Below are 11,816 nucleotides of genomic sequence, written 5' to 3' on the forward strand. Positions count from 1 at the left end.
AGCAACACACTCCGGCCTTCGCGTTTTGTGGACCAACGTGTTGGGCACTCGTGAGCGGTTCGAAGCCGCTTACACGCGACGAACGCGACGGTCACGCAAAGATAGGACTGGGCCGCCGTGAACGGCTCCACATCACGCGACGCTTCGAGCGGGCGAACGCACCTTCGCGTGACGGCTTGACCCCGCCACGCTGGACGGTACCTTTGTGCCGATGAGTTCGCGAGGGTCGTCCGTATCGAGTGCCTTCGCTTGTCTTGCAGGCCTCGCGCTCGTGGGCGCCGGCTGCAAAGACCTCGATCCGCCGCCGCCAGCGCCGTTCAACATCTACGTCAAAGTGGAGAGTGATCCGGGTCGTCCGGTGTCAGGCGCGGTGGTCACGCGTAACAGCAACACGCTCGCGACAACGGGTCCCGATGGTCGCGCGATGCTGACGCTTCATGGCGCGGAGGGCGAGAACACGGACGTGAACTTGAAGTGCCCCGACACGTTCCAGTCACCCACGAAGCCGATCGCGATCAAGCTCACCCGTTTCGCGGATCCGAAGAAGGTTCCCGAGTACGCCGTGTCGTGTCCGCCGATGGTGCGTCACGTCGTCGTTGCCGTGAAGACCGAGAACGGCCCCAATCTTCCGGTGATGTATCTGAACCGTATGGTGACCCGCACCGACGCTTCGGGAACCGCTCACTTCCTTCTCGAAGTCGCGCCCGGCGCACAGTTCGTCGTGTCCCTCGACACGAGCGAGAACCCGCGCCTCAAGCCGCAAGCGCCCTCGAAGCCGTTCGCGGTCGGCCAGTCGGACGAGATCGTGCTCTGGGAACAGAAGTTCGAAGAGGAGAAGGTCCGACACTACGTCCCGGTTCCGCGCCGCGCCCTCCCGCGCGCACTGAACTAACGCGTCGAGCCGAGCGAGCGAGCGATGTGGGGGCGCAAGCTCCTGGATCGCCGACCATCCAGTGGCGGACCGGCGAAGATCCATGAAGGTGTACGCTTTCAGACACAGCGAGAGCGGCGAGTTCGCAGTCCCTCGAGAATTCGCGTAGTCATGTACAATCACGTCAGAAGTGACCGGCTTGGCACACCGCATGGATAGAGTCGTTCCCGCAACGCAACGTGTTCCGGGTGACGGCGAGGCTCTCCGTTTCACCCCGTCAAGGAGACTCCCGATGTCGAAGGCCAAGAAGCTGCTCAAGAAGACCCGTGGCGCCACGATGGTCGAGTACGCGCTCTTGATTATCGCGATCATGGTTCTCGCAGCTGGCGCCTACCGCACGCTGGGAACCAAGGTCGGCGCCAACGCTGGCAAGGCGTCTGGCGAGCTCGAGAAGCAGTAGCCAAGTCGTACGCTGGGCATCGAGCCCGGCGCCGGATCCTCGCCAATGACCGAGCCGCATCAACACGTCATCTTCGTGGTGGCGCTGGCGGTCACATTCGTCGCCGCAGTACTCGACTTGCGACGCGGCGAGGTTCCGAACTGGCTGACATACGGCGCGCTGCTCGTCGCGCCGTTTCTTCATGCAGCCCGCATCGTCGCTGCTCACGAGCCCATGGACTGGGCAGCGCAGGAAGCGGGGTTTTCGATCGGGGGGGCTCTCGTCTGTGTCATCGTCCCCGCGATCTTGTATCGGCAGGGGGCGATCGGCGCAGGCGACCTGAAGTTGCTCGCTGCGGTCGGTGCGTTGCTCCAGACGATGCTCGGCGTCGAAGCCGAGATGTACGGATTCTTCGCGGCGACCCTCGTTGCGCCCGCCATCCTCGCCTACCGAGGAAAGCTGTTCGGGACGCTGAAGAACGCGGGGACCATTCTCGCGAACATGTTCCGCCCGAAGGACAAGCAGACGAGCGTCGACGAGGCGTCGCTGTCTTGGTTCCGGCTCGGGCCGGCCGTCTTTTTCGGGGTCGCACTGACCGTCTACCTGCACTGGTAGAGTCTTTGCACGACACCACCGGTACACTCGGAGGACACGGATGTTGCGCTGGTTTCGAGCCCGGAAGCTCGCCCTGAAAACCGCACGCAAGGGCGGACTCGAAAGCCGGCGGAAGACGCGCCGCTCGAGGGGCGCGGTGATGGTCGAATACGCGCTCTTGCTCGTCGCCGTCGGGGTGCCGACCGTCGCCGGTCTTACCGCGGGTGGCGCGACGATGTTCAAGAACTACCGCGCTGCGCGAAACCACATGCTGAGCGCCTTCCCGTGAAACGCGCGTTGATCACGAGCGTTCGCCGATTCCATCGCGACCAACGAGGCGCAGCGCTCGTCGAGTTCCTCGTGGCGTTCATGCCGCTCATGATCACATTCACGTCGTTCGTGCAGCTCTCTCAGATTGCCACGGCGAACATCGTCGTGAAGCACAGCGCCATCGTGGGCGCGCGTGCGGCGTCGGTCATCTCCAACGCGCACAAGAACACGCCCGACCAGGCCGACGGCGACAACCGCGCGGAGATCGAATCCGGCGTGAAGCTCGCCATGGGTCCGTGGGAAAAGACGATGCGCAGCGTCAAGGTCGACGTCGACGACCAGTCGAGCTGCAACGATCCCTACGGAATGGTCACGGTCACGGTCAACGCCGACTACCGCTGCAGCGTTCCCCTCGGAGGACGCATCGTCTGCGGCATCGTCGGCGGTGGTCACCCCATCGTGCAGAAGTTCGGGTTCCCGCACGAGGGCGCTCGTTACCAGGAAGGTGGCGGGGCCAAATGCGACTGACCGAACGACAGCGGGAGCGCGTGAAGGAGTTCCACCACGATCAACGCGGGGCCGTCATGTTGATGGGCCTCTGCATGTCGTGCTTCCTGATCGGCGGCCTGTGGTTCCTGATCGGCATCGGCGACGCCATCGTCTTCCGCGACTCGATGCAGGAGGTCGCTGACCACGCCGCCTTCTCGTCGGCTGCCCTTCACGCCAAGGGGATGAACTTCATCTCGGCGTGCAACCTGATCATGCTCGCCATGATCGCGATCCACATCATCCTGGGGATCATCCACGACATCCTCCTCGCGATCTGCATTCTCGCGGCAGGCTTTTCGTTCGGGTCGGCGTGCATTCCGTGGTCGAACTGGCGTCCTGTCTACGTGAACTACGCCAAGGTGATGAAGCGCGCCGCCGGGGCCGTGCACATCGTCGAGGTGGCGGCCGCGTACGGCTACCCCTACATCGGCTTCGCCAAGGCCTACAACCTCGGTGACGACTACGGATCGTTCGCGCAGAAGAAGCGCGATCTAAAGGTGCTCGCGCTGAGTCCGTCGATGGTGCCGGGCAGCCTACTCAACGCGCCGCTCAACGCGCTCTTCAAGAAGAAGGGCGCCGGCCCCATCGATCCCGCCACCGGCAAGGCTACGGACGACGACTCGCTCACCTCGAACAATCCGCGAAAGGGCCTGCCTGTCGAAGCCTTCGAGTATCAGGTGGTCTGCAAGAAGATCGCGACCATCGGGTTCGACTCGCTCTTCGGCATGTCGGGCAAGGCACCAGGCGGCCAGGTCCTCTCTCTCGTCCGGCGCATCATCGGCGACGCGCTCGCGTTTCGTTACTGCAACTCCATGGGTAACGGGCGTTCGAACAAGAGCGCCGCGGGGACGGGCGAAGGCTCCGTCGGCGACGTCCTCAAGCAAGGCAACGACACCATCAACCGCGAGAACAAGTGGCGCTCGAAGCACGACGTGTCGGGCTCCATCTCGAACGTCGGGGTCGGCAGCGGCGGCGGCGGAAGCATCGACCCGGGCTTCGACGAGTGGTGGGGCGACGATGGCCCGCTGCTTCCCTGGCAAGCCACGATGAACGGCGGTCCGTGGCAGCAAGTCTGGGCGATGAACCTCTTGCCCGAGTTCAAAGACGGCAGCGAGCATCGCGTCGCGCTCGCCGAACGCAAGCTCGGTATCGAGCAGTCCGCCAAACCCACGGCGTACATGGCGCAGGCCGAGTTCTACTTCGATTGTACGAAGAGCTGGGGCGACTCCGAGTGCAACGGTTCGTGGAACGCAGGCTTCTCGCTCAAGTGGCGAGCCCGCATGCGGCGCCTCCAGTTCCCCGAGGTCGGCTCGCTCCTCGCGAGCTTCGGAGCGTCGTTCCTCCTGAACATGAAGGGCTACAAGGACCTTCAGAAGCTGCTCAAGAACAACAAGGTGCTCGACCAGCTCGGTAGCACCATCGGCGGCGCCGTTGGCACGACAGCGATCTCCAGCGTCGTCGACCAGATGATCGGCGAGTTCAACAACGCCGTGCGCAAAGAGGCGAACGACGTCGGCAAGGCATTCAACCCGCAGTTCCCCGGGATTTACCACTGATGGCTACGCCGCTTCTTCCCCGACGAAAGCGCTCGCGCCGAGGTGCGGCGATGGTCGAAGCCGCCGTGGTCATCCCGGTGATGCTCATCTTCCTCGGGCTCATCGTGTTCACGTCGCGCTCGTACGCGAAGAAACTCGACAAGCAGACGGGCACGCGCGCGAGTGTCCTCTACTACGCGTCGCACAACTGCGAAGGCAACACGCCGGACAGCATCTCCCGCACGACCGATTCGGCCGACCCGGGCGCCGACAGCACCGCGGCCGACAACACGGCGCAGAAACTCCGTCCCACCGAGCGCTCGGGCCTGGAACGTTCGTGGAACATGGCGAAGGCCCGCCCGCAAGACACCGTGGTGAACGGCTCCGCCGTGAACGATCGCAAAACGGTCTTCTTCTCGCGCACCATCCACGCCGAGTCGGAAGTCGTCTGCAACGAGAAGCGCCACGACGAGCCGTGGACCGGCGTGATCGACATGATCGCGGGCATCGCGCGCGGCGGCGGCGGCGGCTTCATCGACTGAGCGCGAGGCAACCATGTGGCTCTTCCGCATTTCCCCCGCACGCAAGAAGCACCTCGCAGGTCTGGTGCGCGCGGGCACCTACCTCGGATGCCTGTCGCTCGTGCTCGGCGCCGTCTCGCTCCGCTCCGCTCGCGCGGAGATGCGCTCGCGAACGCTCGAGCTCGGCCGTCAGATGCAGAAGCTCGCGAACGCGACGGACCACGACGTCAACAAGCTGTCGTTGAACGGGCAGCCGATCTGGATCGGCAGCTCGGTGGCGAAAGACGCCGTGTCGGTCATCCTCGACCGGTACGAGAGCTACTGCCAGCAGAACACGGCGCAGCCCGCGAACAGCTGGCGAGAGCTTGCCGACAAGGCCGACGCCTCGACCGACAAGAGCTTCCTCTCGACCGGGATCCTCCGCGGTGGTGACAAAGACGAAGGCACCATCGTCTGCTTCACCAAGAACGAGGGCTCGAAGCCGTCGGTCACCGAGGCGGTGAAGGCGTTCACCGAAACGGGCAACCTCGGCGCGTTCGGCAGCCTTCGCTACGTCTACGCCAAGGCGGACGACAGCGGCAGAACGGTCGTGCTCACGGCCTGGACCGACGACGGCTTCAACATCGTCAACCTGATCCCCGAAGAGGGTAAGGACTCCGGCGGCGCGGATTTTCCGATGCTTCCTCGGCCCCCGTCCACCACGCGCGTGCTCGCCACCCAAGTGGAAGGGACGGCGTTCGGCGTCAATGTCTACGAGGGCCATGACGCCCCCACGAAGGTCGTCGCCTACTACGACGACGAGATGCGCAAGCGCGGCTGGTTCGCCCTCGACCCCGAACTCGACCGCGAGCTCGACCACACGCGCCACACGCGACAGGGCGGCGTCCCCTCGATGGCCCGCCTCTACGAAAAGGACGGCGTGGTGTTCACCCTCGGAGCGACCGTGCGCGACGGATCGACGATGGTCGCTGTCGGCCTGGCCGGCGTTTCGGCGTCGGATCGACCGCCTCCCGGAACGTCCTCGTCGAATCCATAGAATCACCGCTCGTCGAGGATCGTCCACGGGTTGGCGAAGCGAGGGGCGATGCACGAACTGCGGTGCACGAACTGCGCGCCGCCCGTTCGCCAACTGCGCACGGCGAGGGACGCGAGGACGACGACAATGCGCAAGGACGAAGCTTGCAGGTGACGAACCCGAGAAAACTGCCGTCCGAGCGGCCTTCCCCACGCCAAGTGACCTTCACGGGCTCGTACGCGCCGTGTAGCATCCAGCCCGGATGAATCGGCGAGCTTTGCTCATCGCCTTGGTGGTCGGCGCCCTCGGCCTCGTCCTCCTCGTGCTCTATCAGCGCAGATTCGAGCTCGAAGCCTCGGGTGGCGACAAGATCAAGCTGCTTATCGCAGTGAAACGTCTGGAACGCGGCAAGCCGATCACCGACGACATGATCTCGGTACGCGAAGTGCCTTTGGCGTACGTCGATGATCGTGCGATTCGCGAGAGCGACAAGAACAAGATCCTCGGCCTCCGCCTCGGGACCACCGTGAAAGAGCAGCAGCTCGTTCTGTGGACCGACCTCACGACCGGTAGCGACGACCGCAAAGACCTGAGCGCGCTCGTCTTGCCCGGATACCGCGCCGTGGCCATCCGCGCCGCGCGCGACGAGTCGAGCGTGTCGCTCATCCGCCCAGGAGACTACGTCGACGTCATCGGCGTCCTCGGCGCTGCCGGCTCGGACGTGAAGACCTCCGTCGTCCTCCTCCAGCGTGTCCTCGTCCTCGCCCTCGGCGGGGAAACGTCGCCCGATGCCATCGATCAGCACGCGGGTGCACGCTCGTTCGACAACCTCCTGACCTTGAGCCTCACGCTCACGGAAGCGCAGATTCTCGCACTTGCCTCCGAGCGTGGTCGGCTCTCGGTCGCCGTCCGCCATCCGGACGATCAGCAAAAGGCCGGCGTGACCGACATCAACTTCGACGCGATCCTCGATGCCAAGAAACGCGGTGAAATCCGAGGAATCCGGCCCTCCGGCCCGGTGAACATCACCGGAGGTGGCCAATGAAGAGGCACGCGCTCGTCCTTCGCACGCTCCTCGCCCTCGGCGCTTGCGCGCCCGTCTTCACCTTCGCGGCGCAGGCTTCGGCGCAGCGCGGCGTGCACGAGGAGATTTCGCTCGCCGTCGGCGAGACGAAGACGCTGCCGGCCGGCGGCGTCAAGGAATACTCCGAAGGCGTGAAGGGCATCGTCGACGTGGTTCCCACGCCCGACGGCCGAACGTTCGTCCTCACCGGTCGCAAGCCCGGCACGACCACGCTCCTCCTCATCAAGAACGACGGGTCGCAGACCACGTTCGACATCTCGGTCGCGAGCCGCAACCCGGCGGTCGTCGAAGCCGAGATCATGAAGCTGGCGGAGCCCTTCAGCGGCGTGAAGGTGCGCCGCGTGGGCTCGCGCATCTTCGTCGAAGGCACGGTCGCCACCGAGGCCGATTTCAAGCGCATCTCGCAGATCGTCTCGGCGTACGGCGGCCAGGTGGAGTCGCTCGTCACGGTCGGCGTCGGCGAGCGAAAGCTCCTCATCCGCCTCGATTTCTACTTCGTCCAGTACGAGAAGACGTCAGGCTACAACGTCGGCGTCGGGTGGCCGGGCTCGATCGGTCAGACGGCCGCGGGCGCCCCTGCGTTCCAGAGTCAGTACACGTTCGACTTCATCACGCGCACGACCACGGCGGCGAACGCGTCGATCGTCAACCAGCCCCTCCCCCGCCTCGACATCGCCTCGCACCACGGCTGGGCGAAGGTCCTCAAGCAGTCGAGCGTCATCACGGCGAACGGCAGCGAGGCCACCTTCCAGAACGGCGGCGAATCGAACTTCCTCCAGACCGTCGGTCTCGCCGTCGGCCTCGTGAGCGTGAAGTTCGGTACCAACGTGACCGTGCTCCCGCGCTACGACTCGACCACGCGCGACGTCGAGATCAAGCTCGGCGCCGACGTCTCGGACCTCACCACCTCGAGCACGAGCGGCGGTCCGCCGGGTCGTACCACCACCAAGCTCGAGACGCAGGTGACGCTCAAGCTCGGTCAGGCGCTCATCCTCTCGGGCATCAAGACCGCCACGCAGCGCCGTGCAGTCTCGGGCCTCCCGGGGCTCAGCGAGATCCCCGTGCTCGGCATCCTCTTCGGCAGCCACTCGCAAGAGAAGCAGGAGACCGAAGGCGCCGTGTTCATCGTGCCGAGCGTCGTCGACACCGTTCCCAAGAGCGCCGTCGAGCTCATCAACAACGCGATGACGACGTACAAGGAATTCAGCGGCGAGATGCAGAATCTCGACGTCTACCCCAAGACTCCGCCGTCGGCGAAGTAGGCGCGGGAAGCCCGATGCATTTGCATGTCGTCATCCAGTCGGACGATGGAGTGCAAAGGACGGAGATGCATCCGGCCGGGACTGCCCTGACCATTGGCCGTCATCCGCAGTGCGTGCTTCGTCTGGACAGCGATCTGGTCTCACGCCAGCACGCGGTCGTCCAGGCGGGCCAGCGCTCGATCATGGTGGAAGACGTCTCGACGAACGGCACGATCGCCGGCGACATGCTCCTTCGTCGTGACTCGGTCGAGGTCGCCTACGGCACCCCGATCGTCGTCGGTGACTTCACGATCTTCGTCTACGCCGCCGATCAGTTGCCGGCGGCCACCCCCGGCGGCGTCACCGGAGTCTCGCGCCCCACCCACCAGAATCTCGACGGAACCCGGCAGGGCACGCGCCCTCCGCCTCCCGTTCCGGCACGTACCAACGCACCGGCGCTCCACGCAGGAACGCCGAACGTATCGCCTGGACCGCCGCCGGTCATTGCGCACGTTGGAACGAGTCCGCCGGCGCAGGGCATTCATCTCGCGTCGCGGGCCGACGATACGAATCGCAAGAACGACGTCGAGCTCCGTCGCGAGATCCACAAGCGGCTACTCGAGCACCTCGACCTCGCGACGATGGACGCGAAGAAGCTCGACGATCCATCGATGCGCCCGAAGGTGCTCAATGCGCTAAGGCGCATCGTCGCCGGCCTCTCCGAGCGCATTCCGCCGAACATCGACAAGGACACGCTCATCGGCGAGCTGGCCGACGAAGCCCTCGGCCTCGGTCCGCTCGAGCGCTTCCTTGCCGACCCGGCCATTAGCGAGGTGATGGTCGTCGATCCGAACACGATCTACATCGAGCAGAACGGCAAGATCGTGCTCTCGCACGCGCGCTTCACCGACGACGAGCGCGTGCGCGCCGTCATCGAGCGCATCGTCACCCCGCTCGGGCGCCGCATCGACGAATCCTCACCCCTCGTCGACGCGCGCCTGAAAGACGGCTCGCGTGTGAATGCCGTCATCCGCCCCATCGCGCTCCGCGGCTCGTGCATCACGATCCGAAAATTCGCGAAGGTGCCGCTCACGCTCGACAAGCTCGTCTCGTACGGGTCGATGACGAAGCGCATGGGCATCTTCCTCACGCGCTGCGTGCACGCGAAGAAGAACGTCGTCATCTCCGGCGGCACCGGCTCCGGAAAGACCACCCTCCTCAACGTGCTCTCGGCGGCCATTCCCGAAGACGAGCGCATCGTCACCATCGAAGACGCGGCCGAGCTCCAGCTCAAGCAGCCGCACGTGGTCTCGCTCGAGACGCGCCCGGCGAACCTCGAAGGGCGCGGCGAGTACACGATCCGCGACCTGGTGAAGAACGCGCTTCGTATGCGCCCCGACCGCATCGTCGTCGGTGAGTGTCGTGGCGGCGAAGCGCTCGACATGCTCCAGGCGATGAACACGGGCCACGACGGCTCGCTCACCACCACCCACGCGAACTCGCCGGAGGAAGCGCTCTCGCGTCTCGAGACGCTCGTGCTCATGGCCGGCGTGGATCTCCCCGTACGCGCGATTCGCGAGCAGATCGCATCGAGCGTGCACGTGATCGTGCAACAGAGCCGCCTCTCCGACGGCTCGCGCCGCGTCACCGCCATCAGCGAAGTCATCGGCATCGAGCGCGAGACGAGCGAGATCGAGCTCAGGCCCATCTTCCAGTTCGTGCGCACCGGCACGGGCCCGGGCGGCAAGGTCGAGGGCGAGTACCGGGCAACGGGTTACCTGCCCTCGTTCCTGCCGCTCTTCATCGTCATGGGCCTCGTTCGCAAGGGAGAGGCTTACCTATGACGCACGCCGCATTGCCCGAGGGCGTGAAGCACGCACTCGCCAAGTTCAGCGTGGGTCCGGTGCTGCGCTGGGGAAGCCTCGCGTTCCTCACCGTCGCCATCTTCCTCGTGACGTGGCACGTCGTCTCCGACGAGGCGGGCCTGCCCTACCGCTACTGGGCTCGGTACGTCGCGTCGCTCGAGCGCAAGCTCCGCTCGATGTTCGTGTTCACGCCCGGCCGCCTCATCGGCATCGGGCAGTTCTGCGTGGCGTTCGTGATCCTCGCCGGGGCGCTGCTCTTCGATCTGCCGATGTGGTGGGCGCTGCTCGTGGTCACGGCCATCGCTCCGACCATCTATATCGAGGCGGAGCGACGCAAGCGCGTGGCGCTCATCGAAGACCAGCTCGACTCGTTCATGCTCGCGCTGGCGAACGCGCTCAAGTCGACCCCCAGCATCGGCGCGGCATTCTCGTCCGTCGTCAGCGTCGTCGAAGATCCGATCCGGCAAGAGGTCGACCTCGCCATCAAGGAGATGAAGGTCGGCTCGACGCTCGACCAAGCCCTCCTCCACATGGCGGGGCGTGTGGGCAGCCGCCAGCTCGACTCGGCGCTCTCGGCGATCCTCATCGGTCAGAAGATCGGCGGCAATCTTCCGAAGGTGCTCGAGAACACGTCGCACACGCTGCGTGAGATGAAGCGCCTCGACGGCGTCATTCGCACGAAGACCGCCGACGGCCGCATGCAGATGTGGGTCATCGGCGCGATGCCGCTCGTGTTCATCGTCGGCCTAGGAACCATGTGGCCGGGGTACTTCGAGCCGCTCACCCAGAGCGTGACGGGATACGTGCTGATTGCAGGTATCTCGGTGTGCTGGGTCGTGGCGCTCGTCATCGCCCGCAAAGTCCTCGCGGTGGACATCTGAGGAGAACGGCAGATGGGTCTCAAGCTCACCGGCGTCAGTCTCATGGTCCACGCCTTCCGCATCGGCGCGGCGCTCTTCGTGTTCGTGGGCCTCGTCATGGCCGCGTACACGGTCGCGAGCGCTCCGACGCGCGTAGCGAACCGTCTCGGCCTCCGCGGCCTCAAGCGAACACGTGCGCTCCAGACGAACGACGCCTGGGCCACCTTCGAGCCGCTCGTGCGCTGGCTCGGGGTTCGGGTCAGCGGCATCCCGAGCGACGACCAGCGCGCCGAGCTGGATCGCCAAATCTCTCTCGCCGGAGACTTCCTCGGGCTCACGGCCGAGGAGTATCTCGCGCTCTTCATTCTGTCGGCGTTCGGCGGGTCGCTCGCCGGCGCCGTGGGCGGCTATCTCCTCGAGATGGGCATGTTGCTCGTGTTCGCCGGGTTCATCCTCGGCCTCGTGCTGCCGTACCTCGTCGTCAGCGGCGAGGCGCAGGAGCGCATGAAGAACATCAGCCGCGGCCTGCCCTACGTCATCGACCTGATGGCGCTGTCGATGAGCGCCGGTCTCGACTTCCCGGGTGCGATTCGGCAGGTCGTCGAGAAGTCGTCGAACCCCGACGACCCGATCGTCGAGGAGTTCACGCTCATCCTGCAGACGTTGAACCTCGGTCGCACACGCAAAGATGCGCTGCTCGAGTTCGCACGGCGCGCGCCGAACGCCTCGGTCTCCGAGTTCGTGAACTCGCTCGTCCAAGCCGAGGAGCGAGGCAACCCTGTTGCCGAGGTGCTCACGATCCAGGCAGCGTCGTCGCGCCTGCGTCGTTCGGTGCGCGCCGAGGAGCTTGCATCCAAGGCCGGCGTGAAGATGGCATTGCCGCTGATGCTCGTCTTCTTCGCCGTGCTCGGCCTCATCGTTGGGCCGGCCATGATGAACATTTCGGACGGTATGTGAGGAGCGCGCGAGACC

At 65.3% G+C, this 11,816-nt stretch carries 13 protein-coding genes; all 13 read left to right on the forward strand.

The annotated features are described in order from the left end of the window. Nucleotides 1-211 precede the first annotated feature (211 nt). The 13 genes from AKJ09_RS05055 to AKJ09_RS05115 all read left to right on the forward strand — a co-directional run bounded on the left by AKJ09_RS05055 (nt 212) and on the right by AKJ09_RS05115 (nt 11,801). Nucleotides 212-892 carry a hypothetical protein gene (locus AKJ09_RS05055; protein WP_146646046.1) on the forward strand — a complete coding sequence of 227 codons (681 nt, stop codon included), beginning with the start codon at nt 212-214 and terminating at the stop codon, nt 890-892. 271 nt (nt 893-1,163) lie between these two features. After that, nucleotides 1,164-1,331 carry a Flp family type IVb pilin gene (locus AKJ09_RS05060; RefSeq protein ID WP_146646047.1) on the forward strand — a complete coding sequence of 56 codons (168 nt, stop codon included), beginning with the start codon at nt 1,164-1,166 and terminating at the stop codon, nt 1,329-1,331. Between the two features lie 45 nt (nt 1,332-1,376). Further along, nucleotides 1,377-1,925 carry a prepilin peptidase gene (locus tag AKJ09_RS05065; protein WP_146646048.1) on the forward strand — a complete coding sequence of 183 codons (549 nt, stop codon included), beginning with the start codon at nt 1,377-1,379 and terminating at the stop codon, nt 1,923-1,925. A gap of 40 nt (nt 1,926-1,965) precedes the next feature. Then, a complete protein-coding gene (locus AKJ09_RS05070) occupies nt 1,966-2,193 on the forward strand; it encodes a Flp family type IVb pilin (RefSeq protein WP_146646049.1) in 228 nt (75 codons plus the stop codon). Further along, nucleotides 2,190-2,702 carry a TadE/TadG family type IV pilus assembly protein gene (locus AKJ09_RS05075; RefSeq protein WP_146646050.1) on the forward strand — a complete coding sequence of 171 codons (513 nt, stop codon included), beginning with the start codon at nt 2,190-2,192 and terminating at the stop codon, nt 2,700-2,702. Before AKJ09_RS05070 ends, AKJ09_RS05075 begins: the two co-directional genes overlap by 4 nt. Then, nucleotides 2,693-4,279, forward strand: coding sequence for a hypothetical protein (locus AKJ09_RS05080; RefSeq protein WP_146646051.1), 1,587 nt, complete (start codon nt 2,693-2,695; stop codon nt 4,277-4,279). Before AKJ09_RS05075 ends, AKJ09_RS05080 begins: the two co-directional genes overlap by 10 nt. 50 nt (nt 4,280-4,329) lie before the next feature. Then, the gene (locus tag AKJ09_RS52685) at nt 4,330-4,800 is read left to right on the forward strand and encodes a TadE/TadG family type IV pilus assembly protein (protein WP_169927267.1); all 471 of its coding nucleotides are present in this window, start codon (nt 4,330-4,332) and stop codon (nt 4,798-4,800) included. Between the two features lie 13 nt (nt 4,801-4,813). Continuing rightward, nucleotides 4,814-5,815: a hypothetical protein gene (locus AKJ09_RS05090; protein WP_146646052.1), complete on the forward strand. Its 1,002-nt coding sequence runs from the start codon at nt 4,814-4,816 to the stop codon at nt 5,813-5,815. Nucleotides 5,816-6,056: 241 nt separating this feature from the next. Then, nucleotides 6,057-6,839, forward strand: coding sequence for a Flp pilus assembly protein CpaB (cpaB, locus tag AKJ09_RS05095; RefSeq protein WP_146646053.1), 783 nt, complete (start codon nt 6,057-6,059; stop codon nt 6,837-6,839). Beyond that, on the forward strand, nt 6,836-8,140 hold the full coding sequence (locus AKJ09_RS05100) for a type II and III secretion system protein family protein (RefSeq protein ID WP_146646054.1): 1,305 nt from the start codon (nt 6,836-6,838) through the stop codon (nt 8,138-8,140). The genes cpaB and AKJ09_RS05100 overlap by 4 nt, the downstream gene beginning before the upstream one ends. A 14-nt stretch (nt 8,141-8,154) precedes the next feature. Further along, nucleotides 8,155-9,963, forward strand: a complete 1,809-nt coding sequence (locus AKJ09_RS05105) for a TadA family conjugal transfer-associated ATPase (RefSeq protein ID WP_146646055.1) — start codon at nt 8,155-8,157, stop codon at nt 9,961-9,963. Further along, a complete protein-coding gene (locus AKJ09_RS05110) occupies nt 9,960-10,865 on the forward strand; it encodes a type II secretion system F family protein (RefSeq protein ID WP_146646056.1) in 906 nt (301 codons plus the stop codon). Before AKJ09_RS05105 ends, AKJ09_RS05110 begins: the two co-directional genes overlap by 4 nt. Nucleotides 10,866-10,877: 12 nt before the next feature. Then, complete coding sequence (locus AKJ09_RS05115; RefSeq protein WP_146646057.1) at nt 10,878-11,801, forward strand: type II secretion system F family protein; 924 nt, start codon at nt 10,878-10,880, stop codon at nt 11,799-11,801. Nucleotides 11,802-11,816 lie beyond the last annotated feature (15 nt).

It is taken from the genome of Labilithrix luteola, assembly GCF_001263205.1.
Taxonomy (GTDB): Bacteria; Myxococcota_A; Polyangia; order Polyangiales; family Polyangiaceae; genus Labilithrix; species Labilithrix luteola.

Excerpts from the sequence above, each read along its gene's own strand:
- AKJ09_RS05055 (WP_146646046.1), top strand. The coding sequence starts at position 212 with ATGAGTTCGCGAGGGTCGTCCGTATCGAGTGCCTTCGCTTGTCTTGCA.
- AKJ09_RS05060 (WP_146646047.1), top strand. The coding sequence starts at position 1,164 with ATGTCGAAGGCCAAGAAGCTGCTCAAGAAGACCCGTGGCGCCACGATG.
- AKJ09_RS05065 (WP_146646048.1), top strand. The coding sequence starts at position 1,377 with ATGACCGAGCCGCATCAACACGTCATCTTCGTGGTGGCGCTGGCGGTC.
- AKJ09_RS05070 (WP_146646049.1), top strand. The coding sequence starts at position 1,966 with ATGTTGCGCTGGTTTCGAGCCCGGAAGCTCGCCCTGAAAACCGCACGC.
- AKJ09_RS05080 (WP_146646051.1), top strand. The coding sequence starts at position 2,693 with ATGCGACTGACCGAACGACAGCGGGAGCGCGTGAAGGAGTTCCACCAC.
- AKJ09_RS52685 (WP_169927267.1), top strand. The coding sequence starts at position 4,330 with ATGGTCGAAGCCGCCGTGGTCATCCCGGTGATGCTCATCTTCCTCGGG.
- AKJ09_RS05090 (WP_146646052.1), top strand. The coding sequence starts at position 4,814 with ATGTGGCTCTTCCGCATTTCCCCCGCACGCAAGAAGCACCTCGCAGGT.
- cpaB (WP_146646053.1), top strand. The coding sequence starts at position 6,057 with ATGAATCGGCGAGCTTTGCTCATCGCCTTGGTGGTCGGCGCCCTCGGC.
- AKJ09_RS05100 (WP_146646054.1), top strand. The coding sequence starts at position 6,836 with ATGAAGAGGCACGCGCTCGTCCTTCGCACGCTCCTCGCCCTCGGCGCT.
- AKJ09_RS05105 (WP_146646055.1), top strand. The coding sequence starts at position 8,155 with ATGCATTTGCATGTCGTCATCCAGTCGGACGATGGAGTGCAAAGGACG.
- AKJ09_RS05110 (WP_146646056.1), top strand. The coding sequence starts at position 9,960 with ATGACGCACGCCGCATTGCCCGAGGGCGTGAAGCACGCACTCGCCAAG.
- AKJ09_RS05115 (WP_146646057.1), top strand. The coding sequence starts at position 10,878 with ATGGGTCTCAAGCTCACCGGCGTCAGTCTCATGGTCCACGCCTTCCGC.